This window comes from Streptomyces sp. NPDC000345, assembly GCF_042898825.1.
In the GTDB taxonomy this organism is placed as follows: domain Bacteria; phylum Actinomycetota; class Actinomycetes; order Streptomycetales; family Streptomycetaceae; genus Streptomyces.
The window spans coordinates 132837-156846 of the sequence record NZ_JBIAZE010000009.1 but is presented as its reverse complement, the minus strand read 5'-3'; the positions used below and the strand labels follow the sequence as shown (position 1 = coordinate 156846).

At 72.7% G+C, this 24010-nt stretch carries 18 protein-coding genes, 2 tRNA genes and 1 pseudogene; 12 read left to right on the top strand and 9 right to left on the bottom strand.

Features of this window, described 5'->3' with window-relative positions; genetic code table 11:
• Positions 1 to 6: 6 nt before the first annotated feature.
• Both ACFY30_RS22795 and ACFY30_RS22790 read right to left on the bottom strand, forming a co-directional pair.
• Positions 7 to 4773 (bottom strand): PAS domain-containing protein, encoded by a 4767-nt coding sequence (locus tag ACFY30_RS22795; RefSeq protein WP_390846991.1) that lies wholly within the window; start codon positions 4771 to 4773, stop codon positions 7 to 9.
• Between the two features lie 460 nt (positions 4774 to 5233).
• Positions 5234 to 5743 (bottom strand): annotated as a pseudogene (locus tag ACFY30_RS22790) (SSI family serine proteinase inhibitor); the annotation flags it as partial.
• A gap of 156 nt (positions 5744 to 5899) precedes the next feature.
• Here ACFY30_RS22790 and ACFY30_RS22785 point away from each other — a divergent pair.
• Positions 5900 to 5990 (top strand) — tRNA-Ser (locus tag ACFY30_RS22785).
• A 218-nt stretch (positions 5991 to 6208) separates the two neighbouring features.
• A tRNA-Arg gene (locus ACFY30_RS22780) sits at positions 6209 to 6281 on the top strand.
• 352 nt (positions 6282 to 6633) lie between these two features.
• Here ACFY30_RS22780 and ACFY30_RS22775 read toward each other — a convergent pair.
• Positions 6634 to 7422, bottom strand: coding sequence for an alpha/beta fold hydrolase (locus ACFY30_RS22775; RefSeq protein WP_390846990.1), 789 nt, complete (start codon positions 7420 to 7422; stop codon positions 6634 to 6636).
• 211 nt (positions 7423 to 7633) lie between these two features.
• Here ACFY30_RS22775 and ACFY30_RS22770 point away from each other — a divergent pair, with 211 nt between their 5' ends.
• Together ACFY30_RS22770 and ACFY30_RS22765 are read left to right on the top strand one after the other, a co-directional pair.
• Complete coding sequence (locus ACFY30_RS22770) at positions 7634 to 7858, top strand: cold shock domain-containing protein (RefSeq protein WP_390846988.1); 225 nt, start codon at positions 7634 to 7636, stop codon at positions 7856 to 7858.
• A gap of 388 nt (positions 7859 to 8246) precedes the next feature.
• Positions 8247 to 8795, top strand: coding sequence for a YciI family protein (locus ACFY30_RS22765; protein ID WP_390847173.1), 549 nt, complete (start codon positions 8247 to 8249; stop codon positions 8793 to 8795).
• Between the two features lie 34 nt (positions 8796 to 8829).
• Here the strand turns inward: ACFY30_RS22765 and ACFY30_RS22760 are convergent, their stop codons facing one another.
• Positions 8830 to 9321: a MarR family winged helix-turn-helix transcriptional regulator gene (locus tag ACFY30_RS22760; protein ID WP_390846987.1), complete on the bottom strand. Its 492-nt coding sequence runs from the start codon at positions 9319 to 9321 to the stop codon at positions 8830 to 8832.
• 115 nt (positions 9322 to 9436) lie between these two features.
• On the opposite strand from ACFY30_RS22760, the gene ACFY30_RS22755 reads away from it, so the two are divergent.
• The 7 genes from ACFY30_RS22755 to ACFY30_RS22725 all read left to right on the top strand — a co-directional run bounded on the left by ACFY30_RS22755 (position 9437) and on the right by ACFY30_RS22725 (position 18066).
• Positions 9437 to 9862 (top strand): HGxxPAAW family protein, encoded by a 426-nt coding sequence (locus ACFY30_RS22755; RefSeq protein ID WP_390846986.1) that lies wholly within the window; start codon positions 9437 to 9439, stop codon positions 9860 to 9862.
• Positions 9783 to 10664 (top strand): DUF2797 domain-containing protein, encoded by an 882-nt coding sequence (locus tag ACFY30_RS22750; protein WP_390846984.1) that lies wholly within the window; start codon positions 9783 to 9785, stop codon positions 10662 to 10664. The genes ACFY30_RS22755 and ACFY30_RS22750 overlap by 80 nt, the downstream gene beginning before the upstream one ends.
• A gap of 326 nt (positions 10665 to 10990) precedes the next feature.
• Positions 10991 to 11731: a response regulator transcription factor gene (locus tag ACFY30_RS22745; RefSeq protein WP_059202906.1), complete on the top strand. Its 741-nt coding sequence runs from the start codon at positions 10991 to 10993 to the stop codon at positions 11729 to 11731.
• Complete coding sequence (locus tag ACFY30_RS22740; RefSeq protein WP_390846983.1) at positions 11728 to 13377, top strand: ATP-binding protein; 1650 nt, start codon at positions 11728 to 11730, stop codon at positions 13375 to 13377. Before ACFY30_RS22745 ends, ACFY30_RS22740 begins: the two co-directional genes overlap by 4 nt.
• 14 nt (positions 13378 to 13391) lie before the next feature.
• Positions 13392 to 14921, top strand: coding sequence for a glycosyltransferase (locus ACFY30_RS22735; protein WP_390846982.1), 1530 nt, complete (start codon positions 13392 to 13394; stop codon positions 14919 to 14921).
• A complete protein-coding gene (locus ACFY30_RS22730) occupies positions 14918 to 17128 on the top strand; it encodes a glycosyltransferase family 39 protein (protein WP_390846981.1) in 2211 nt (736 codons plus the stop codon). The genes ACFY30_RS22735 and ACFY30_RS22730 overlap by 4 nt, the downstream gene beginning before the upstream one ends.
• 161 nt (positions 17129 to 17289) lie before the next feature.
• Positions 17290 to 18066 (top strand): TetR/AcrR family transcriptional regulator, encoded by a 777-nt coding sequence (locus tag ACFY30_RS22725; protein WP_390846980.1) that lies wholly within the window; start codon positions 17290 to 17292, stop codon positions 18064 to 18066.
• 73 nt (positions 18067 to 18139) lie between these two features.
• Here the strand turns inward: ACFY30_RS22725 and ACFY30_RS22720 are convergent, their stop codons facing one another.
• The 4 genes from ACFY30_RS22720 to ACFY30_RS22705 form a co-directional block, all read right to left on the bottom strand.
• Entirely contained in the window at positions 18140 to 18610 is a 471-nt protein-coding gene (locus ACFY30_RS22720; protein ID WP_390846979.1) for a PPOX class F420-dependent oxidoreductase, read from the bottom strand.
• Between the two features lie 214 nt (positions 18611 to 18824).
• Positions 18825 to 19649, bottom strand: coding sequence for a YceI family protein (locus ACFY30_RS22715; protein ID WP_390846978.1), 825 nt, complete (start codon positions 19647 to 19649; stop codon positions 18825 to 18827).
• 72 nt (positions 19650 to 19721) lie between these two features.
• Positions 19722 to 22238, bottom strand: coding sequence for an MFS transporter (locus ACFY30_RS22710; protein ID WP_390846977.1), 2517 nt, complete (start codon positions 22236 to 22238; stop codon positions 19722 to 19724).
• Positions 22239 to 22251: 13 nt separating this feature from the next.
• The gene (locus ACFY30_RS22705) at positions 22252 to 22758 is read right to left on the bottom strand and encodes a MarR family winged helix-turn-helix transcriptional regulator (protein ID WP_390846976.1); all 507 of its coding nucleotides are present in this window, start codon (positions 22756 to 22758) and stop codon (positions 22252 to 22254) included.
• 278 nt (positions 22759 to 23036) lie between these two features.
• Here ACFY30_RS22705 and ACFY30_RS22700 point away from each other — a divergent pair, with 278 nt between their 5' ends.
• Positions 23037 to 23237, top strand: a complete 201-nt coding sequence (locus tag ACFY30_RS22700) for a hypothetical protein (RefSeq protein WP_390662262.1) — start codon at positions 23037 to 23039, stop codon at positions 23235 to 23237.
• A gap of 15 nt (positions 23238 to 23252) precedes the next feature.
• On the opposite strand, the gene ACFY30_RS22695 is transcribed toward ACFY30_RS22700, so the two are convergent.
• A complete protein-coding gene (locus ACFY30_RS22695; protein WP_390846975.1) occupies positions 23253 to 23981 on the bottom strand; it encodes a hypothetical protein in 729 nt (242 codons plus the stop codon).
• Between the last annotated feature and the right edge of the window lie 29 nt (positions 23982 to 24010).

Genomic DNA, 24010 nt, shown 5'->3' with positions numbered 1-24010 from the left:
CGTACGTCAGTTGGTGCCGATGCGCGCCAGCAGGTCCACGATCCTGCTCTGCACCTCGGCGCTGGTGGACCGCTCGGCGAGGAACAGCACCGTCTCCCCCGACGCCAGCCGCGGCAGGTCCGCCTGGTCGACGGCCGCCGTGTAGACGACCAGCGGGGTGCGGTTGAGCTGGCCGTTCGCCCGCAGCCAGTCGATGATCCCGGCGTACCCGGGCTGCCGCCGGTGCACCTGCATCAGGTCCATCACCACCAGGTTCGGCCGCAGCTGCCCGGCGAGCGTCACCGCGTCCGCGTCGCTCGCCGCGCGCGCCACCTGCATGCCGCGCCGCTCCAGCGTCGCGGTCAGGGCCAGCGCGATCTCCGCGTGCTCCTCGATGAGCAGCACCCGAGGCGGGTGCTGCTCGCTGTCCCGGGGGGCGAGGGCCTTCAGCAGGACGGCGGGGTCGGCGCCGTACGCCGCCTCGCGCGTCGCCTGTCCCAGCCCGGCCGTGACGAGCACCGGAACCTCGGCGGCCACCGCCGCCTGGCGCAGCGACTGCAGCGCGGTCCGGGTGATCGGCCCGGTCAGCGGGTCCACGAACAGCGCGGCCGGGAACGCGGCGATCTGCGCGTCGACCTCCTCGCGCGAGTGCACGATGACGGGCCGGTAGCCGCAGTCGCTGAGCGCCTGCTGCGTGTTCACGTCGGGGGCGGGCCACACCAGCAGCCGGCGCGGGTTGTCCAGCGGCTCCGGCGGCAGCTCGTCGTCCATCGGAACCGGCCGCGGCGGATCCGCCACCTCGACGGCCCCGCCGGGACCGTCCAGCGGTTCGGGGCCCTCGGCGGCGTTCTCGTCCGGCGCCCCTATGGCGTACGACCGTCCGGCACCCTCGGTGGTGCCCGGAGCGAGCCGCGTCTGACCGGCGAGAGAGGGCTGAGGGGGCAGCGCCTGGCCGGCGAGGGACGACTGCGGGAGCAGCGGCTGGCCCGCGAGCGAGGCATGCGGGGGCAGCGGTGCCTGGCCGGCGACGGGCTGCTCGGCCGGCGGATGCGCCCGCGCCGTCTGCTCCGGGCGGGCGGCCGGGTCCGGCGGCGTGCCCAGCTTGCGGCGCCGCCCGGAACCGCCCGGCGTGTGCGGGGCGGGCGTGGCCGTGGCCTGCGCGGCGGACTGCGCCTGCTGCACCTGGGCGGCCTGCCGGGTGAAGGGGACCCCCTGCCCCAGCGTCCGCACGCTGATCGCCCGGCCCTGCGTCGAGTTCGGGTCCACGGGCAGCGCCGCCTCGGCGGGCAGCGGCTGCGCCACGGGAGCGACCGGGTGCACGGGGGCCTCGGGCGGGAGCGGGGTGCCGGTGCTGGGGGTCGAGGCGGCGGGGACCGGGGCGGGGGCCGGGTGCCCGGTGCTCGGTACGGCGGGCTGCTGTACGCCCGCGGGCGCGGGGGGAACGGCCGGAGCGGCCGGAGCCGCCGGGGTGGCGCCGGGGGCCGCTTCGGCGGGGAGCGGCCGGCCCTGCGCGGGGGTCGCGTTCACGGGCTGCGCCTGCGGGACCGGAGCCGCTTGGCTTCCGGCCTGGGCCGCGACCTGCGGCGGGACGCCCGCGACCTGCGGCGGGACCGGCTGGGCGGGGCCGCCCTGCGCGGGGAGCGGCGGTGCGGGCACGGGCTGACCGGGCACCGCCTGGGGCGGAACCTGCCGGCCCGGAACGGCCTGCCCGGGAACGGCCTGCCCGGGGGCGGGCTGCCCGACGGACGGCTGCCCGGGATGGGGCTGACCGAGGGTTCCGGCCGGCTGGCCGGGGGCCGCCGGCTGGGCCGGAAGCGGCTGGCCGGGGACAGGGTGACCGGCGGGAGGCACGGGCTGGCCGGGGACAGGGTGACCGGCGGGGGGCACGGGCTGGCCGGGGACAGGGTGACCGGCGGGGGGCACGGGCTGGCCGGGGACAGGGTGACCGGCGGGGGGCACGGGCTGGCCGGGGACGGGCTGACCGGCAGGGGGCACGGGCTGCCCGGGCAGCGGCTGAGCGCCGACGGGCTGCGCCGCCTGAGCCGCACCCTGCTGCCCCGGAATCGCCTGCCCGACGGCGCCCTGAGCCTGAGCCTGAGCGGGCAGCGGCGTCGATGACGGAGCCGGGGCCGGAGCCGGAGCCTGCGCCGGAACGGCCGCTGCGGCCGCGGAGGCCGCCGAGGCTCCCGCGCCCTGCGCCGGAACGCCACCCGGCGCCACCGTGCCCGCCGCCTCAGCGGGCTGGGCCACGGCCCGCCGCCGCCGGCCGGTGGGCGCGTTCGTGGGGTGCGGCTGGGGCGGGGTGTGGTCGTCGGCCTGGTCGTGCGGTACGGCGTCGTGCCGGCCGTGGTCGATCAGGGCGTCCTCGGACGAGCCCTGGGCGGGGATCTGCGGCACCGGAGCCTGGCCGGGAACCGGGACCGGAACGGGAGCCGGAACCGTCCCGACCTCCTGCGCCTGTCCGGGCACGCCCGGGGCGTCCGCCGCCCGGTCCGCCTCCGCCGGCGGCAGGGCGAACACCGTGCGCGGCCCCGCCTCCTGGGCGGCGGCGCGCTCGGACGCGGCGGCCAGCGCACGCCGGCGCCGCCCGGTCGGCTGCCCCTCCTCGTCGGGTGCGGGAGCCCCGGCGACCGCGGGCAGAGCGGGCGGCAGGGCGTTGTGCTGTGCGTCGTCGGCGCGCCGGGCACGCCGTCCGCCGGGCGGCGCGGGTACGCCCTGCGGCGGAACGGTGCCGCCCAGTCCGGTCCCCGCGGCGGCGGTCCCCGCCGCGTGCTCGGCGGCGGTCATGACAGCGCCCTCGGCCACCCCGGCTCCGGCCGCCGCGTCCTCGGCGGGACGTCCACGCCGCCGCCCGGAACCGCCGGAGGCCTCCTCGGCCCTCTCCTGCACCTCACCCGGCGTCTCCTCGGCGGCCGGACCGCGCCGGCGGCGCCGCCCGGTGGGCGCGGCCTTCTCCGTCTCCGCCTCCTCGGCCGAGCCCGGAACCTCGCCCTCCAGGAAGGCGTCGACGGAGGACCGGCGCGCCCTCCGGCGCCCGGGGACGTGCTCGGCGGGCCCGCTGTCGCCCGGGACGCCCTCCGCGACGGGCAGTGCGGCGGGAAGCGCCGCGGGCGCCGGAGCGGCGACGGCCCCCGCCCCGCCCCCGAGGGGGACCTCCAGGACGTAGGCGCTGCCGCTCATGCCCGGCACCTCGTGGGTCTGCAGCACACCGCCGTGCGCGCGCACGATCCCGCGCACGATCGGCTCGTGCACCGGGTCGCCGCCGGCGTACGGCCCGCGCACCTCGATGCGTACGACCTCCCCGCGCTGGGCGGCGGCGACCACCACCGTGTTGTCCATGTAACCGCCCGCCGAGACGGGCGCGTTGCCGGTGGCGTCGACGCCCGCGACGTCGGCGACGAGATGCGCGAGCGCGGTCGCCAGGAGCCGGGCGTCGACCTCGGCCTCGATGGGCGGCGCGTGCACGGCGAACTGCACCCGCCCCGGCCCGATCAGCTCGACGGCCCCGTCGACACCCGCCGCCACGACGGCGTCGAGCATCACCTTCGTACGGGTGATCTCCGCGCTGCCGGCGTCCAGCCGCTGGTAGCCGAGGACGTTGTCGATCAGCGTCGTGATGCGGGAGTACCCGGCGGACAGGTGGTGCAGCACCTGGTTGGCCTCGGGCCACAGCTGCCCGGCGTCGTCCGCGGCGAGCGCGGCCAGCTCGCGGCGCAGCTCGTCCAGCGGTCCGCGCAGGGATGTACCCACAAGAGTGAGCAGCTGCTCGTACCGCCCGGCGAGCGCGTCGTAGCGGTCCTTCTCCCGCTCGCCGAGCGCCGCGTAGCGCTCCTCGGCGGCGGCGACCTCCTCCGCGTGCTGCTCGCGCAGCTCCTCCAGCTCCGCGACGTGCTGCTGGCGAAGCGCGGTGAGGTCGGAGGCGTGCTCCTCGGAGAGCCGCTCCAGCTCGTCCTCGTGCTGCTTCTCGACGGCTTCCTTCTCCGCGGCGAGGGCGTCGTAGGACCGCCGGTCGGTGAAGGTCATGACCGCGCCGACGAGCTGGTCCCCGTCGCGCACGGGCGCGGTGGTCAGATCGACGGACACCTTGTCCCCGCCCTTGGACCACAGCACCTGCCCGCGCACCCGGTGCTTGCGTCCGGAGCGCAGGGTGTCGGCGAGCGGCGACTCGTCGTACGGGAAGGGCGAGCCGTCGGCGCGCGAGTGCACGACGAGGGTGTGCAGCTCCTTGCCGCCGAGGTCGCTGGCCCGGTAGCCCAGGATCTGGGCGGCCGCCGGGTTGACGAGCACGATCCGCCCGTCCGTGTCGGTCCCCACGACCCCTTCCGAGGCGGCCCGCAGGATCATCTCGGTCTGCCGCTGCGAGCGCGCCAGCTCGGCCTCGGTGTCGACGGTGCCGGACAGGTCGCGCACGACGAGCATCAGCAGTTCGTCGGCGGCGTAGCCGTATCCGTCGTAGGCCTGCTGACCGTTCTCGAGGTTCGCGCTGGTGACCTCGACCGGGAACTCGGAGCCGTCGGTCCGCCGGGCGATCATCCGGGTCGGCTTGGTGCGGCCGCGCGGATCCATGTGATCGGGCCGTCGCATGGACCCGGGGATGAGCTTGGAGTCGAACTGCGGCAGCAGATCGAGCAGCCCCCGCCCCACCAGAGCCGTACCCGGGGTCTCGAAGGCCTCGAGCGCGATCGTGTTCGCGTTGACGACGGTCCCGTTCGCGTTGACCAGGAGCAACGCGTCGGGAAGCGCGTCGAGTATGGCTGCGAGGCGAGCAGCGCCTCGGGATGGCCTGCTGCTCACGAGTCGCTTCCTCCCTGTTACCGCACCTTGCCGACCGCTCGGGCCATCTTGCCAACCGGCCCGCAACGTGTCACGCGAGGGAGTCTAAGGGCTGGGTTCCCGTCGGCGGCCCCGGATGAGAGGGAGCTCGCACGACGAAGTGACACAGAACGTGTGACCGTACGCATGACCTTCGCGGGAGCTTTACGAGACGGGTGAATCCTCGGTGCGACGCCTGTGCGAACGGGCCCCGTCCGGGGGACGGGGCCCGTTGACGGAACCCGGCCCACCGCCCTGGGAGGGCGGGCGGGGCGAGGCGCGTGCGCGCGGGTGAAGCGACGGATGTTCAGGTGACCGTGAGGCTGTGGGGGCGGAGGGGACTCTGGGAGCCGTGGGGACCGCCGGCCCCCTGGGCACCGTGGGGACCGTTGGCACTCTGGGAGCCGTGGGGCGTGACGCTGCTGCCGGCCCGGGCCGGGGCGGCCCGAAGGTCGGGCAGCAGGGGCACCATCCGATCCCACCTCTCGATCTCGCATCCGTTGCTGCGGTCGTACGTCGCGTCGACGGGCCGCCCGGCCCAGCGGCCGGTGACCCGGGCGGTGGCCGGCCCGCCGTACCGCATGGTGCACACACTGCCGCTCGGTACCGGAGCGAAGGCGTCCCGCCCCCACCGGGTGTTCCGTTCCACGGCCCGGCACGCGCCTGACACGTCCGGGTGACGGCCGCCGCCGGGGTGGCACCACACCTCGAACACCCCGTCGGCCTTCCCGCCCGCCCGCCGGACGGTGACGACGAGGTGATCTCCACGCGCCCGGTCCTCCTCCCGGACGGGCGGAGGGGCGAGGGCGGTCCCGTCCGGGCGGGACGGGGCGGCGGCGGAGGCGGTGGCGGGGAGCACGGTGCAGAGGGCGGTGACGGCGGCGGTGACGACGGCGGCGGTGATCGCGCCGCCGAACCGTCGGGGGTCTCTGAGCGAGGTGACCTGCGACATGACCGGACTAACGCGGCGCCACGGGCGACGTTCCGCAGGGGAAGCCCTTTGCCCTGTGACCCGACTGCCTAGTACCGTGGACGTCGATTGGTGACAGCACGCTCGACTGTGTCATCATCTGCACGCACCACTCGCACACACGCGAGCGGTTGTGCTGGAGGCGTCGCCTAGTCCGGTCTATGGCGCCGCACTGCTAATGCGGTTTGGGCCTTAAAGCCCATCGAGGGTTCAAATCCCTCCGCCTCCGCAGCCACAGAAGCCCCGGTCCGTTCACGGCCCGGGGCTTCGCCGTTCCCACCCCCGTCCCCGACCCCCGCCCGAACCGCCCCCTGAGGGCGTTTTCGCAGCTCACAAGGGGTGCGGCAAACGGATTTCACATGTCGGCGGCAGTCATGTAATGTTCTTCCTGTCGCCGCGAGCGGGCCGGAAGGGCCGGGAGCGAAGGACAGAAAAACCGAATAACAAGCACTCGTAGCTTAACGGATAGAGCATCTGACTACGGATCAGAAGGTTGCAGGTTCGAATCCTGCCGAGTGCACACAGGTCAAAGGCCCCGGAGAGATCCGGGGCCTTTGGCGTTTCAGGGGTGTACAGCAGCGAAGTACAGCAACAGGCTTCGCCCAGTCGGTGGCGCCCCCACCCATGGCAGCCGACAGCTTGCCGAGGGCGGCACGCACCTCCTCCTCGCTCGCTTCCGCAGCTGATGGGGCTCTTTGAAAACGGCCACCCCTGCTCGGGGGTCACCCCACACTGCTCGATGGATCTCCCCCACCATATGGGGGGCGTGCCCCTGCTCTCGACGCGATCACTCCGTCCGTCAGGCGGTCTCGGACGGCGTTCCACAGCGGTCTGCGCCACCGTCCGCCCCGCGGTGAGGACCCAGCGCCAGCTCAGGAGTGGGCGTGGCAGAAGCCGCGCACGGCTCGGTTGAACTCCTCGGGCCGTTCCAGGTGGCTGACGTGTCCCGCGCCCGGGATCACTACCAGCTCGGCATCCCGGATCGCTTCCTGGAACTGTCGCGCGACGCCCAGGGGCGAGCGCACGTCCTGCTCTCCCCAGAGCAGCAGGGTGGGCACCGAGACGGTGGGCAGGAGATCCCGCTGGTCCGTCTCGGCCATGAGGGATAGCTGCGTCCGCATGGTCTCCGGGCGTACGACGGCCGCGATCGTGTCCAACAGCGGTACGTACGCGGCGGGCGGCTCGCCGGCGAACAGTCCGGGCAGGGTCGGATCGAACTCACCGCGCGGCGTGGCCAGCATCCGGCGCGCGCCCTCGACCCGGGCCCGCACCTCCTCCGCCGGCAACGAGCCCTTCCAGCCCGCGTAGGTGTCGACGAGGATCAGCGTGCTCACGAGGTCCGCGTGGTGGCGGTAGAACTCCAGGGCGAGAGTGCCGCCCCAGGAGAGACCGGCGATGTGCGCCGGACCGAGCCGCAGCGACTCTACGACCGCGGCCAGACAGTGGGCATAGTCCGCGAGGGCGAAGGACTCGGGTACGTCGGAAGAGCGCCCCGCTCCGGGCTCGTCCCAGGCCACGACCGTGAATGCATCTGCCAGTGCGTCGAGTTGCGGCCGCCAGACGCGGGCGTCCTCTGCCGCACCGTGCAGGAACACCACGGGCGGCCCCTCGCCCACGCGGTCGTAAGCGACCTCTAGCCCGTTGACCTGCACCGTCGCCATGACTTCAGGGTAGGCGCACCCCCCAACGTTGTCGCGGCGGTGGACACCGCAACGGTCACGGCCTCAGGCGTGTGAACCCGGCCCTCACCCTCCGCGAGCGCCGTCTGCAACTCGATGCAGGTCGGCCCGGCAACCGCCGCCAAGAAGCCCGAGCTTCCCAAGCTGAGGGCCCCGATACGTCGGCTCAGCCGGCTCCCCGTAGAGTCGCTGCATGGTGACTGCGACTGTCCGCGAGTGGTACGACGAGGAAGGGTGGGGGGTACTCGACTCCCCCGAGACACCCGGCGGTTGTTGGGGCCACTACGCCGACATCCAGACGAAGGGCTTCCATACGCTGTCGCCGGGGCAACGCGTAGATCTCCAATGGGAAGCCCCTGGCTTCAAGCAGGACGGCTACGACTACCGGGCAGTGAAGATAGTGCCCCGGCCAGCCTGACATCCACACCTGACATCAACACCGGCAGACAGCAGCAGCTACGAGCGGCCCTTGAGGGCCATGCCTTCCAGGCATTTGAAGCTCCTGAAGCCCCGTTGATCGAACTCCTGAAGCGGTGCTCTCCCAGTCGACGTTGGGCTCAGCCTTCCTCTTCCTCGACCAGGCCGCAGGCAAAGGGGAACGTCTCCAAGAACTCCCGTCGCGCGGGATGCGGCTCTGCTTCGGCCAGGTCGGTGAGCACCCGCAAGAGGCGGTCACGCTGGTCCGGAGGCAGTCGCAACAGTTCCCCGCCCACGCGGCGACGCCACGGCCCGACCGGACTCCCGTCGACCGGGACCGGACCGGGCTCGCGACCCGTCCGGGCGCCGCCGTGCTGGAGACTGCCCGTATGGAGTTCTTCTGCTACCACCGGGACCGGGCCGGATCCGCAGCGCTGCGAGGGGAGTTGCTGGAGGCGCACTGGGGATACATGGACCGGTTCGCGGCGGAGATGATCGCCCGGGGGCCCACCTTCGCCGACGGGGGTGAGGCGCCCACGGGCAGTGTGCACATCGTGGATCTGCCGGATCCCGCCGCCGCTCGCGCGTTCGCCTTCGACGAGCCCAACTACCAGGCCGGCGTGTACCGGGACGTGCTGCTGCGGCGTTGGCGCAACCTGCTCGGACGGACCATGTGGGACTTTCCCGGAGGGCCCAGCGGTGGCCGTCGGTATCTGGTGCTCGGCTTCGGTTCGGGACCCGCGGCCGACCTCGACGTGCCGCGGGACCGGGGCGAACTGATCGCTTACGGCCCCTTGCTGTCCGACGACGGCGTCTTCCGGGTGGGCACGGCGGCCCTGGTGCGGGCGGCCGGCCCGGATGCGGCGCGCGCCGTACTGACCGCCGGCCGCCATGCCGGCATCGAGGTCCACGAGTGGGAGTTCGGGGGGCGGAGGTAGTGGTGGCGGCCGGGACTGCCGGTCGGGTGCGTCGTCATGCGGAGTCACCTTCCTGGGCCCGCAGTTCTTCGCGGTAGGCGTTCGCGAGGGTGGTCGCCCGGGTGAACCAGTCCGTCAGCACCGCGATCTCCTCCGGGGAGTAGTCGGCGAAGAGGGTGTTCAGGCGGTCGTAGTACGGCTCGTAGAGGGCGTACGCCTTGGCGACCGCGGACGGTACGGCGGCCACGCGGACCCTGCGGCGGTCCTCGGGGTCCGTGCGGCGGGTGACGAAGCCGGCCCGTTCCAGGCGGTTGAGGATGCCGGTGACGGCGCCGGTGGTCACGTGGACGCGGGTCGCGAGGTCGCCTGCGGTGAGGAGGTCCTCGCCCGCCTGGAGGACGTAGGCGAAGCAGGTCAGGTCGGTGACGTTCAGGTTGAGGCGCTGGGCCATCTCCTGCTGGCCGATCATGCTCGCCGCGATGAGGTCGTCCATGGCGGAGAGCGCTTGGGCGGGGGTCGCCGCGGGACGGGACGGATTCGCTGACATCGCGGGGCCTGGTTCCTCTCCGGTGATTCGTGCTGGGTCCTTGTTATCTGCTTTCGGTTTCTCTTACCTTGTAAGAGGTTCAAATTCTCAACCTCTTAGATTGTGAGGGAATGCCGTGGCGGGGCATCAGTACGACGAGGGGCACACGATCGCCGGCTGGACCGGCTTCGGCATCGCGACCGTGGGGACCGCGGTGATCGGGGTGGGGGTGTGTCTCGTCTCCCCTGTCCTGCTGGTCGCCGGGGCGGCCGTCGTGGGCGTGAGTGTGCTGGTCACCTGGGGGCTGCACTTGGCCGGATGGGGCAAGCCGCCGGGAGTGCGGCCCCGGGCGGAGTGGGGGATGCGGGTCCGGGACGGCGGGGCCCGGGGCGGTCATCCGGGATGTGTCGGATGCCGGCTCGCCGGGCGCGCGCCCGCAGGCCGGGGCGCGTTGTCAGTGCCGGGGGCTAGCGTGGCGGGTGATGGAACGGGCATGGAAGTGCGCGGGGCTGCGGTGGTCGGCGGAGGGTCCCGTGCTGATGTGGGACGGGGGGCGTCGTAGCCCGCTGTCATGGGGGAAGCGGGTGGCCTTCCAGGTCGCCGAAGGGGGTGTGCGGCAGTGTGTCGGGGCCCGGGGGCACGCGTGTCCGGTGCGGGCGGCGGTGCCGGGGCGGAGCACCGGGGCGCGGTGCGAGGAGTGTGCGCGGCTGGACCGGGCGCATTCCGTCGCCGCGGACGGGATCGCCGACGATCCCCGGCCGTACCGGGTGTACCTGGCCTGGTTCGGGCCGGGGCTCGTCAAGGTGGGGATCACGGCCGTGGAGCGGGGGCCGGCGCGGCTGCTGGAGCAGGGGGCGGTCTGTTTCAGCTGGCTGGGCAGCGGGCCGCTGATGGCCGCCCGGCGGACGGAGGAACTGCTGCGGGCGGCCCTGGGGGTGCCGGACCGGATTCCGTACACCGTGAAGCGGGCGGTACGGGCCGCCCTGCCGCGAGAAGAAGGGGAACGGCTGCGTGAGATCGGGGAGTTGCACGCGCGGGCCGTGGAACTGGCGCACTGGCCGGAGTCGTTGGACCGGGCGCCCTTCCGGCCCGTCGACCATCTGCGGGTGTTCGGGCTCGACTCGGCACCCGCCGCCTTCGGTGAGGTGAGCGAGCTCGTCGCCGGGGGCGCGGTGAGCGGCGAGCTGGTGGCCGCGGCCGGTCCCGATCTTCATCTGGCGGGCGGGCAGCGGGCGGTCGTGCTCGACACGCGGTTGATGAGGGGCTGGGAGCTGGTTCCGGCCCCCTCGGGGAGCGGCGAGGATGTGCGGCTTCCGGTACGGGAGTTCAGAGAGGAGAGGCATCCGCAGGACGGCTTGTTCTGAGCCCGGACGAGATCGGAGCGGTCGGCCCCGGGCGAGGGCCGCGGGACCCGCGTGCGGAACCTGGTCGGTGGCGGGCGGCGGCGGACGGAGGAGGACCCGGCGACCGGGGAACACGGGCGGGCATACTGGCATGAGCGGTACTCCCCGCACATCGCCCAGGCGGACCACAGCCGCGGATTCGCACGGCGTGTCCCCAAGTGACCGGTCCGAGATCAACTCGGCGTCAGAGGTTGCCAGGCATTGCCTGAGAGCCTCCTGTGAGTTTCTCAGGGAAATCACAGGTTGTCGAAAGAGTGCTCTCAGAGGACATCGACAAGGTGTTCCCCATGACCACGACCTCGCCCCAGGGGCGCACCGAACTGCTGAGGCCGGACGGGAGCCCCGTCCGAGTGCTTGTGGTGGACGACGAGTTGTCGATCACCGAACTGCTGTCCATGGCCCTGCGCTACGAGGGATGGCAGATCCGGAGTGCGGGAGACGGCACCGGTGCCATCCAGACCGCCCGGGAGTTCCGTCCCGACGCCGTCGTCCTCGACATGATGCTCCCCGACATGGACGGCCTGACCGTCCTCGGGCGGCTGCGCCGTGAGCTGCCGGACGTTCCCGTCCTGTTCCTCACCGCCAAGGACGCCGTCGAGGACCGTATCGCCGGTCTCACCGCGGGGGGCGACGACTACGTCACCAAGCCGTTCAGCCTCGAAGAGGTCGTGGCCCGGCTGCGGGGACTCATCCGGCGCTCCGGTGCCGCCGACCGCCGCTCCGACTCCGTCCTCGTCGTCGGTGACCTCACCCTCGACGAGGACAGCCACGAGGTCTCGCGGGCCGGGGACAACATCCACCTCACCGCCACCGAGTTCGAGCTGCTGCGCTTCCTGATGCGCAACCCGCGCCGCGTGCTCAGCAAGGCGCAGATCCTGGACCGGGTCTGGTCGTACGACTTCGGCGGTCAGGCCAACGTCGTCGAGCTGTACATCTCCTACCTGCGCCGCAAGATAGACGCGGGTCGTGAGCCGATGATCCACACCCGGCGTGGGGCCGGTTACCTGATCAAGCCCGCGGCGTCATGAGCGGGCGACGACGGCCGCGTCCGCAGAAGCGACGAGCGGGGAAGCCGCGCACCCTGCGGACCCGGCTCGTCGTCGTGTCCGTGACCCTGATCGCCGTGGTCTGCGCGGTGATCGGCACCGTCACCACCCTGGTCCTGCGGGACCACCTGTACGGGCAGCTGGACGGCTCCCTGAAGGAGGCCACCATGCGGGTCTCCGGCGGGCCCGCCGGAGCACCCGGTGGTGAGGACGGCGCCAAGAACGACAACGGCACCGCCAACGGCAAGACCGACGTGCCCCAGCAGCAGCAGACGGACCCCCTCACCGATTTCGTCACCCGGGGCCCGGGGCCGCAGAAGGCCCTCGCGGCGACGGTCGAGAACGGCTCGATCACCAGCGGCAAGGTCGGCAACAAGACGAAGACCTCCGCCGGCATCCCGGACGTGAACGCCGAGTCCCTCTCGGAGTCCCAGCTCAAGGCGCTCGGCTCGGTCGCGCAGGACGGGAAGCAGCACACCGTCGACATCCCCGGCCTCGGCACGTACCGGGTCCAGTACATCAACGGCAAGAACGGTGACTACTACGTCGGCATCCCCACCTCCGACGTGGACGGCACCATCAACACCCTGATCATCGTCGAGGTCAGCCTCACCGTCGCCGGCCTCGTCGCCGCCGGTCTGGCCGGCACCGTGATGGTCAGCGTCGCGACCCGGCCCCTCCGCAAGGTCGCCGCCACCGCCACCCGCGTCTCCGAGCTCCCCCTGCACACCGGCGAGGTCAACCTCAGCGAGCGGGTGCCCGAGTCCGAGACGGATCCGCACACCGAGGTCGGCCAGGTCGGCGCCGCGCTGAACCGGATGCTGAACCACGTGCACGGCGCCCTGCACGCCCGCCAGGAGAGCGAGATGCGGGTGCGGCAGTTCGTCGCGGACGCCAGCCACGAGCTGCGGACCCCCCTCGCGTCCATCCGCGGGTACGCCGAGCTCACCCGGCGCGGACGCGAGGAGGTCGGCCCCGACACCAAGCACGCGCTGGGCCGCATCGAGTCCGAGGCCGGCCGGATGACCCTCCTCGTGGAGGATCTGCTCCTGCTCGCCCGCCTGGACGCGGGCCGCCCGCTGCAGTTCGAGCAGACCGACCTCGTACCGCTGGTCATCGACACCATCAGCGACGCCCGTGCCGCCGGACGCGACCACGTCTGGCGCCTCGAACTCCCCGACGAGCCCGCGCTCGTGTCCGCCGACTCGGCGCGTCTGCAGCAGGTGCTCGTCAACCTGCTGGCCAACGCCCGTACGCACACCCCGCCCGGTACGACCGTCACCGCGCGCGTGCAGCGACGCGGCCCGTGGCTGTGCGTGGACGTCCAGGACAACGGCCAGGGCATCCCGCCGGACCTGCTCCCCCATGTCTTCGAACGGTTCGCGCGCGGTGACTCCTCGCGCTCCCGATCCTCCGGCTCTACCGGTCTGGGCCTCGCCATCGTGCAGGCCGTGGCGACCGCGCACGGCGGCGCCGTGACCGTGGACAGCGTGCCCGGCCAGACCGTCTTCACCGTGCACCTGCCCGCCCTCGCCCCCGCCGTTCCCCAGCCCGCCCCCGAAACGAACTGGCAACTGGACTCACAGGTACAGCACAGTGCCACCACATGGGTGCAACAGGGCGCTTGACGAAAGTCGTTGGCATGCGAACCGACTCTTCTCCCGGCACCCTGCCGGCGCGGGAGCACCTCCCGGCCGCCACAGCCGGTACGCCTGTCCTGGACGTAGTGATCCCCGTCTACAACGAGGAGAAGGACCTCCAGCCGTGCGTCCGGAGACTGCACGACCACCTGACGCGCACGTTCCCGTACACGTTCCGCATCACGATCGCGGACAACGCGTCGACGGACACCACCCCCGAGGTGGCGCGGCGGCTGGAGGCACGGATTCCGGAGGTGCGGAACTTCCGGCTCGACCAGAAGGGCCGCGGCCGCGCGCTGCGGACCGTCTGGTCGGCGTCGGACGCCCCGATCCTCGCGTACATGGACGTGGACCTGTCCACCGACCTCAACGCGCTGCTGCCGCTGGTGGCCCCGCTGATCTCCGGCCACTCCGACCTGGCGATCGGCTCGCGGCTCTCCCGCAGCTCCCGCGTGGTGCGCGGGCCGAAGCGGGAGTTCATCAGCCGCGCCTACAACCTGATCCTGCGCGGCTCGCTCCAGGCCCGCTTCTCGGACGCCCAGTGCGGCTTCAAGGCCATCCGGCGCGACGTCGCCCAGGTCCTGCTGCCCCTGGTGGAGGACACCGGCTGGTTCTTCGACACGGAGATGCTGGTGCTCGCCGAGCGGGCCGGACTACGGATCCACGAGGTGCCGGTCGACTGGGTCGACGACCCGGACTCCACGGTGCACATCGTGAAGACGGCGACCGAGGACCTCAAGGGCGTGTGGCGCGTGGGCAAGGCCCTGGCCACCGGCTCCCTCTCGCTCGACCGCCTCACCCGCCCCTTCGGCGACGACCCGCGCGACCGTGAGATCCAGGACGTGCCGGGGGGCCTGGCCCGCCAGCTCGTCGGCTTCTGCGTCGTGGGCGGTCTGTCCACACTGTTCTACCTGCTCCTCTACAGCGGCTTCCGCCAGTTCAGCGGCTCGCAGTTCGCCAACGCGCTCGCCCTGCTGGTGTCCGCCGTGGCCAACACCGCCGCCAACCGGCGTCTGACCTTCGGGGTCCGCGGCCGGGGCGGGGCCGTCAAGCACCAGGCGCAGGGCCTCGTCGTCTTCGGCATCGGGCTCGCGCTGACCAGCGGTTCGCTCGTCGCCCTGAACGCGGCGACCACCGACCCCGCGCACTCCACCGAGCTCGCGGTGCTGATCGCCGCCAACCTCGCGGCGACGATCCTGCGCTTCCTGCTCTTCCGCGCGTGGGTGTTCTCGGACCGGCGGGAGGCCGGCGACGCGCCGTCGGCCGTGATCGCCTCCCGCCTCCCGGCCCAGCCGACGCCGTACCCGGCCGCGCCGGTGTACGGGCCGCAGCACCCGGCCCGTCCGTCCGCACCGGCGTACGGCTCACAGGGCCAGGCCCCGGCGTACGCCTCGCCGTACCGGAACACCACCGCCACCCAAGAGACCACCCAGTTCCGCGCCGGTGAAGCCGCGGACGGCACCTGGAGGGACGCCACCATGCGACTGCAGCCGGTGCGCCCCCACGACACCGACCCGGGGGACCCCCGATGAGCACTCACCTCGACCGACCGGCGGCCACCTGGGGCCCGCCCCCCACCGCTCCTCCCACCGAGCCGCGGGAACCGGTCGTCCCGGCCCCCGGGCCGGGTGAGCCGAAGCAGCCCCTGCACCGCAGACTCTGGCGCGGCCGCCCCGAGGACCCCCGCTGGGTGCGCCCGGCCTTCCTCGGCCTGCTGCTCGCCACGCTCCTCCTCTACCTCTACAACCTGAGCGCCTCCGGCTACGCCAACTCCTTCTACTCGGCGGCCGTCCAGGCGGGCAGCCAGTCCTGGAAGGCCTTCTTCTTCGGCTCGCTGGACGCCGGCAACGCCATCACCGTCGACAAGCCCCCGGCCTCCCTGTGGCCGATGGAGCTGTCGGTGCGGATCTTCGGTCTGAACTCGTGGGCGATCCTCGCTCCCGAGGTGCTGATGGGTGTCGGCACGGTCGCCGTCGTCTACGCCTCCGTGCGCCGCCGGTTCAGCGCCGCGGCCGGCCTGATCGCGGGCGCGGTGCTCGCGCTCACCCCCGTCGCCGCGCTGATGTTCCGGTTCAACAACCCGGACGCGATGCTGGCCCTGCTGATGGCCGTGGCCTGCTACTTCGTGGCCCGCGCGGTGGAGGACGGCCGGACGAAGTGGCTGGTGTGGGCTGGTGTCGCGATCGGCTTCGCGTTCCTCGCCAAGACCCTTCAGGCCTTCCTGATCCTGCCGCCGCTGGCGATCGTGTACGCGGTCTGCGCCCCGGTGAGCGTGAAGAAGCGCTTCGGACAGCTGGCGCTCGCCACCGGTGCGCTGGTCGCGTCCGGCGGCTGGTGGGTCGCGATCGTCGAGCTGTGGCCCGCCTCCTCCCGCCCGTACATCGGCGGCTCGCAGAACAACTCCTTCCTGGAACTGACCTTCGGCTACAACGGTCTCGGGCGCCTCAACGGCGAGGAGACCGGCAGCGTCGGCGGCGGGGGCGGGAACAGCGGCGGCCAGTGGGGCGAGACCGGCTGGGACCGGATGTTCAACTCCGAGATCGGCGGCCAGATCTCCTGGCTGCTGCCGGCCGCGCTGATCCTGCTCGTCGCCGGTCTGGTGGCCACCCGCACGTTGAAGCGGACATCGACCACCCGGGGCCTGTTCCTGGTCTGGGGCGGTTCGCTGCTGATCACCATGGTCGTCTTCAGCTACATGGCGGGCATCTTCCACCAGTACTACACGGTGGCCCTCGCCCCCTACATGGCGGCCGTGATCGGCATGGGCGCCGGGATCCTGTGGGAGAAGCGGTCCGAGCTGTGGGCATCGATCACCCTCGCGGCCTCGGTCGTCGCGGCGGCGTCCTGGTCGTACGTCCTGCTCAACCGCACCTCGGACTACCTGCCCTGGCTGAAGTGGCTGCTCCTGACCGGCGGTCTTGCCGCGGCGCTCGGCCTCGTCTTCGCGGGCCGGATCAACCGCCGGCTCGCCCTCGCGGCGGCCTCCGTCGGTCTGGTGGCCTCCCTGGCCGGCCCGACGGCGTACACCCTCAGCACCTTGCAGGAGGGCCACACCGGCTCCATCGTGACGGCGGGCCCGGCGGGCGCGTCCATGATGGGCGGCGGCGGTCCGGGCGGTGGCGGCGGCCGGGGCGGCTTCGGCGGCGGTATGCCCGGCCAGCAGGGCCAGAACCAGCAGAACGGCAACGGCAACGCCCAGAACCAGCAGGGCAACGGCTTCCCCGGCGGCGGCATGCCGGGCCAGAACCAGCAGAACGGCAACGGCGGCACCCAGAACCAGCAGGGGCAGGGCCAGCAGGGCGGCCCCGGCGGTCAGACGGGCGACGGCGGCGGCATGGGCGGCGGCGGTGGCGTCGGCGGCCTGCTGAACGGCGCGAGCGTCTCCGACGAGGCGAAGAAGCTGCTGGAGACCGACTCCGGGCAGTACACCTGGGTCGCGGCGGCGATCGGCGCCCAGAACGCGGCGAGCTACCAGCTCTCCACCGGTGAGCCGGTGATGGCGATCGGCGGCTTCAACGGCACCGACCCGTCCCCGACGCTGGCGCAGTTCAAGGAGTACGTGGCGGAAGGCAAGATCCACTACTTCATCAGCAGCGGCGACGGCGGCGGCATGGGCGGCAGCAGCAGCGGCACGTCCTCGCAGATCACCTCCTGGGTCGAGGCCAACTTCAAGAAGGTGACGGCCGGTTCGTCCACCTTCTACGACCTGACGCAGAAGGCGAGCAGCTCCGACAGCTGACGGCGGCACACGAAGGGAGGGCGGTGGCCCTAGGGGCACCGCCCTCCCTTCGTGTGTGCGCCGGGCGTGCGACGGCCCGCCGGCCCAGCCCCACACCCCTTCCGGGGTGCCTGCGCCTAGCATCCTTCCCAGTGTCCGGAGTGTGAGGAAGGTGCCTGGCCATGGCCGAGACCGGCAAGGGAGCCGCACAGCGGAGCGTCTGGCTGGACGGTGGCAAGGCACGGCGGCGCGGCCGGGGCGGTGGTCAGCCCTCCGGGCTCGACCGCGACCGCATCACCGAGGTCACCGTCCGGCTGCTGGACGCCGAGGGGCTGGCCAAGTTCTCCATGCGGCGGCTGGCGGCCGAGCTGAACGTGACGGCGATGTCCGTGTACTGGTACGTCGACACCAAGGACGAACTGCTCGAACTCGCCCTGGACGCGGCCTTCGCCGATCTGAGCCTGCCCGACCCCGACGCCGACGAGGACTGGCGCGACCAACTGCGCGGGCTGGCCAGGACGTACCGGACCCTGCTGGTCCGTCACCCCTGGCTGTCGCCGCTGGCCGGCACGTTCCTCAACATCGGCCCGAACAACCTCGCGTTCTCCCGCGCCGTCCAGCGCGTGATCCGCCGCACCGGACTGCCGCCGCACGGGCTCGCGGCGGCCATCTCCTCCGTCTTCCAGTTCGTGTACGGCTTCGGCACCATCGAGGGCCACTTCATCGCCCGCTCGGTGTCCGTGGGCCTCACCCCGGACGAGTATTTCCGGCAGGCGCTCAGCGCGGTGACCCGGGACCCGGACGCGGCCGACCTGGTCCGGGAGACGGAGGACATCGTGCAGGCCCGGGGCGGCGACACGGTCGAGGAGATGTGGGAACGCGACTTCGAGTTCGCCCTGGACCTGCTGATCGCGGGCATCGAGGCGATGGCCGAACGGCACGGCTCCGGAACGCCCTGAAGCGGCGCGGGGAACCGCGTGCCCGGCCCCACAGAACCCGCGGTCGCCCGTCCCCCGAGCCGTCCGGCGGCCGTCAGTCCTGCTGCGCCAGCCGCGCCGGAAACCCGCCCGTCGCCACCGGCCCCCAGCGTTCGGGGGTGACACGGATGAGGGACTTGCCCTGCTTGAGCATGGCCGCCCGGTACTCGTCCCAGTCGGGGTGCTCGCCCGCGATGGTGCGGTAGTACTCCACCAGCGGCTCGACGGAGTCGGGCGTGTCGATGACCTCGGCCGTGCCGTCGATCTGCACCCAGGGTCCGTTCCAGTCGTCGCTGAGCACGAGGACGCTGACCCGCTCGTCCCGCTTGGCGTTGCGGGTCTTGGCGCGTTCCGGGTACGTGGAGACGACGATCCGCCCCGCGTCGTCGACACCGCAGGTCAGCGGCGACGCCTGGGGGCTGCCGTCGGACCGCCGGGTCAGCAGGATCGCGCGGTGACGGGGTCGTACGAAGTCCAGCAGCTCGTCGAGCGAGACGGTCGTGTTGGTCGCGATGTTCCGTGCCATGGCGCCAGCCTAGTGGCGCGGCAGGCAACGTCTGCCCGTCAAGGAGCGGCGTCCGGTGCGTGCTCTAGGCGTGCCGGCCGGAAGCTCTCGTACTGGATGTACTCGGGCTTTCGGCCGGTGCGGCGAGAGGGCGTGCCGGGCGTCGCGACGGGGCGAACGTTGCCTGTCGCGGCACTAGGGGGAGCGGAGCCGCCCGTACGTGACCCTGCCGGGCCTACGTCCGCGGGAGCGACTCCCCCCGCACCGCCTGGATCTCCAGCTCCACCCGCAGGGTCGTGCCGATCGCCGCGATGCCCGCCTGGACGACCTGGTTGTAGTTCATGGCGAACTCCTCGCGGTGGAGTTCGCCCGTCGCGCGGAAGGCGGCGCGGGTGCCGCCCCAGGGGTCCGCGCCGGTACCGAGGTGGGCGAGGTCCAGGTCGACGGGCCGTACGACACCGCGCATCGTCAGGTCGCCGTGGACCGTCCAGCGGTCCGGGCCCGCCACCGTCAGACCGGTCGAGCGGTAGGTGATCTCCGGGTACGTCTCCACGTCCAGGAAGTCCGCCGAGCGCAGATGGGTGTCGCGCATGCCGTTGCCGGTGTCGATGGAGGCCGCGCGGATCACGGCCTCCACCCGCGACTTGGTGACGTCGTCCGGGGCGACCTCGATCGCCCCCGAGAAGTCGGTGAACCGGCCACGCACACTGGAGAGGCCCAGGTGCCGGGCGACCGCGCCGACGGTGGAGTGCGCCGGGTCCACGGTCCACGGGCCGGGCGGCGGCAGCTCGTCCGCGCCGCCCCGGCGGGCGAGGGTGATCGTGCCGGCGTCCACCCGGCCGCTCGCCGTCACGATCGCGGTGGACGCGGCGGGCCCGTAGCCGACGGCCGTGACGACGACCGTGTACGCCCCGGGCGCGAGCCCGGTCGGGTCGTGTACGACGCCCTCCTCGTCCGCCTCCGCCCGCAGCGTCTGCGTGCCCGCCGTGTCGGTCACCGTGACGACCGCGTGCGACACGGCCCATCCGTCGCGCGTACGGATCCTCGCGGTCAGTCCCATCCTGTCCCACTCCTCCATCGGACCGGCCCGGTGCGGGGCGAACACCCGCACCGGGCCGGAGCCTCGCAGTGTCTACTCGCCGGGGTGGGCGAGCTCGATGTCATGGCCGTCGACGCCGGCCCCGGCGACCGTCAGCGCGGTGGCCACCGGCGGGTAGCCGGTCGCGATGACGGTGTAGTCGCCGCCGTCGAGGTCCGCGAAGGCGTACGCCCCGTCCGCGCCGGTCGTCGCCGTGCCGACGACGTTGCCCGCCGCGTCCACGAGCGTCACCCGCGCGTCGGCCAGCGGCCCGTGCGGCGCCCGTACGACACCCCGCAGCTGCGCGCCCGCGTCGAGCACGACCTCCACCCGGGTCACGCCCGTCCCGCCGATCTCCACGGGCAGCGCGCGCGGCCGGAACCCGGCGGCGTTCACCGCGACGGTCACGGCACCCGGCACCAGCTCGGCGAAGGAGAACTCGCCCTGCTCGCCGGTGGCGGCGGTGGCCAGCAGATCGCCGCGCACATCGGTGACGACGACCATCGCGTCCTTGACGCCCTCGCCCGACTCGGCGGCCCGCACGACGCCGTCGAGCCCGCTGGTCCCGCTGAGCAGGATGTCGTACGCGAGCGGCTCACCGTTCACGACGACCGTGGACGCCTGCGGCTGGTACCCGTCCGCGGCGGCGATCAGGACGTACGACCCCGTCCCGGGCGCGTCCAGCGCGTAGCCACCGTCGGCCTGGGCGACCGACCGGCCCAGCTGCCGCCCGGACAGGGAGATCAGGGTCACGGCGGCCTGCGGGACGGGGGTGCTCTCCGCTCCGCGGACGAAGCCGTGCACCGGGACACCGCCCGAGGGGGCCTGGGGGGCCTCGACGGTGGCGACGGCGGAGTGCCGCTGCGTGCCCTCGGGCGCGGCCTCGGCGGCCGAGTCGGTCACGGCCCAGCTCGGGACCTTCTCCTCGCCGGCAGCCGCGGTCGCGGCCGGAGCCTCCGCCGGGGCCGCCGCCTCCTCGGAGGCCGTCTGGGACATGGCCCCCCTCGTCTTCAGCGGGACCTCCTTGATGAACAGGGTGATCAGGAAGGCGAGCAGTGCCATGCCGGAGGCGATCAGGAAGACGTCCGCGATGCCGTGGCCGTACGCGCTCTCCATGACCGTGCGCAGCGGCGCGGGCAGCTTGTCCATGTCCGGGATCTCGCTGGAGGAGCTGGAACCGGACGCGAGGGCGGCGTACTTCGGGCCGAGGCCGGCGATGCCGTCCTCGGCGTAGCCGGTGATGCGGTCGGCCATGACGGCGCCCAGTGCCGAGACGCCCATCGCCCCGCCGAGGGAACGGAAGAAGGTGACCGTGGAGCTGGCCGAACCGAGGTCCTTGGGGTCGACCTGGTTCTGCGTGGACAGCACCAGGTTCTGCATCATCATGCCGACGCCGAGACCCAGCAGGGCCATGAAGACGGCCGTCTTCCAGTAGTCCGTGTCGTAGCGGATGGTGCCCAGCAGACCGAGGCCAGCCGTGATGAGCACACCGCCGCCGACCAGCCAGGCCTTCCACTTGCCGGTGCGGGTGATGAACTGCCCGGAGACCGTGGAGGAGACGAAGAGACCGCCGATCATGGGGATGGTCAGGACGCCGGACATCGTCGGCGACTCGTCGCGGGCCAGCTGGAAGTACTGGGCGAAGAAGACCGTGCCGGAGAACATCGCGACACCGACGAACAGCGAGGCGATGGAGGAGAGCGTGATCGTCCGGTTGCGGAACAGCCGCAGCGGGATGATCGGCTCGCTCGCCCTGGCCTCGACGAGCACGAAGACCAGACCGAGCAGGATCGAGCCCGCGACCATCGTGTACGTCTGCCAGGACAGCCAGTCGTACTTGTCACCGGCGAAGGTGACCCAGACCAGCAGCAGCGAGACCGCGGCCGAGATGAAGAACGCGCCGGCCCAGTCGACCTTCACGTCCCGCTTCACGACCGGCAGGTGCAGGGTCTTCTGCAGCACGATCAGCGCGATGACGGCGAAGGGGACGCCGACGTAGAAGCACCAGCGCCAGCCCAGCCAGCTGGTGTCGGTGATGACACCGCCGAGCAGCGGGCCGCCGACGGTCGCGACGGCGAAGGTCGCGCCGAGGTAGCCGGAGTAGCGCCCGCGTTCACGCGGGGAGATCATCGCCGCCATCACGATCTGCGCGAGGGCGGACAGACCGCCGACGCCGACGCCCTGGACGACACGGCAGGCGATCAGCATGCCGGGGTTCTGCGAGAGCCCGGCGGCCGCGGAGCCCAGCACGTAGATGACCAGCGCTATCTGGACGAGCGCCTTCTTGTTGTAGAGGTCGGCGAGCTTGCCCCACAGGGGGGTGGTCGCCGTCATCGCCAGCAGGGTGGCGGTCACGACCCAGGTGTAGGCGGACTGGCCGCCGCCCAGGTCGCCGATGATCTCCGGGAGGGCGTTCGAGACGATCGTGGACGACAGGATCGCCACGAACATGCCGAGCAGCAGTCCGGAGAGCGCCTCCATGATCTGCCGGTGGGTCATGGGAGCGGCGTCGGCGGACCCTCCGCCGCGCTTCGCGTGGGCCCGCACACCGGCTGGTGTGGTCGTTGCCATGGACTTCCTTCTCTTACGCGGGTGTACGGGTGGTCTGGTGAGGCAGTGCCCGTGAGGGTGGGGGAGGCGGTGGCGGCCGGTGCGGGGTGGCCCGGCAGTCGCCGAAGCTGGCGCGCAGCCGGGTCATCAGCCGGATGAGCCGGCCCACGTCGTCCTCGGACCAGTCGCTCAGCCGCTCCGCCAGGAGGTCGGCGCTGCGCCGGGAGAGTTCGGCGAGCATCGCGCGGCCCTCGGGGGTGAGGCGCAGGATGCGGGAGCGCTTGTCCGCGGGGTCGGGGGAGCGTTCGATCCAGCCCCGTTCGGCGAGGTGCGCGGCGTGCCGGCTGGTCACCGACATGTCGACGGCGAGCAGTTCGGCGAGGTTGCTCATGCGCATGTCCCCGTGGCGGCCGAGCAGCGCGAGCACGGCGGCCGAGCCGGAGGAACAGTCGGACGGGAGGATCCGCCCGAGGTCCCGTTTCACGGCCCCGACGGCACTGAGCTGGCGCGCCAGTTCCTCGTACTGCGTCTGCGCGGCCATCACACCTCCTAATTTGTTGCTTAGGGCAACCATAAGGTGATTGGTTGCTGCAGGCAAATAAAACCGGGGCGGGCGGCGCAAAAGGTTGGCAAAGTCAAGTATCGTGAGGGTAAACGTGCAGGTGGAGCGGGTGACCGAGGCTCGGTCGGGGGACTCGAAGGGCTCGTCCCGCCCCCGCCCGGCCCTGCCGCCGAACGCCAGGTCGAACTGGCCGGACGCGGACACCTTGCGGGCCCCCACTTGGGCGGCCGCCCCCGTCTTCGCTAGTGTCTCGGCCCATGGCTAACACCCAGGGCCCGCAGGGCAACTACGACCCCGCCGGCAGCACCCAGATGTTCCGCGCGTTCGTCGACGAGGGCGCCCCCCAGCCCACCTCCCGTCAGGCCGCCGCGCCGGCCGGCCCGCGCATCGGTCTGATCGTCGGCGTCATCGCCGCGGTGGCGATCGTGGCCGCGGTCGCCTGGCTCGCGCTGAAGTAACCCCTCACCAACCCCTCACTCCCACCGCACGGACACCACGCGCGTCTCGACCCGCATCCCCAGCGGCACGCGCCAGGCGTCGACGCACACCGTCCAGGTCTTCTCCTTGCCGGAGCCGGGCGGGACGGGCGCGGGGAGCTGCTCGGTGGACTCGACCGTGGACCAGTCGGTGCCCAGGGCGTCGATGACGTGCGTCCCGAAGGTGACCGTGCCCGAACGCACCGCCGTGCCGCCAAGGTTGCGGAAGGTGAGCGTCACGTCCTCGCACCAGCGGCGGTCCGTGGGCGTCCGCACGGGTGCGCTCGTGGTCAGGACGGCCGGACCCGCGGGCGCGGTGGTGGGGGCGGCTGACGGGGAAGCGGGCGGCGACTCCCGCGCGGGAGCGGAGCCCGGGGCCCGAGGCGGCGTGGCAGTGGCTCGCGCCGGTGAGCCCGACGGCGGTACGGCCGCCGGTTCCCCGGTGCCCTCCGGTGTGCCCCGGCCCGTGGCCGGGCTCCCGCCGGCGACGGGTGGGTGCGCGCCCGCCGGGTCGTCCAGCGGCACCAGGCGTACGTCTCCCGTGGGTCCCGCCCCTGGTGGTCCTTCCCCCGCGCCGACCGCGACGTAGTCGCCTCCGTGCCCGCCGCCCTCGCACGCCCCGAGCAGCCCGGCCGCTGCCGCCACGACGACGACGGCCGCCGACATGCCCCACAGGGCGCGCCGACGGCCGCGTGACCGTTCCGTTCCTTCCTGTGTCGCGCGCATCGCGCCAGTGTGGCTGACGGTGCGTCAGG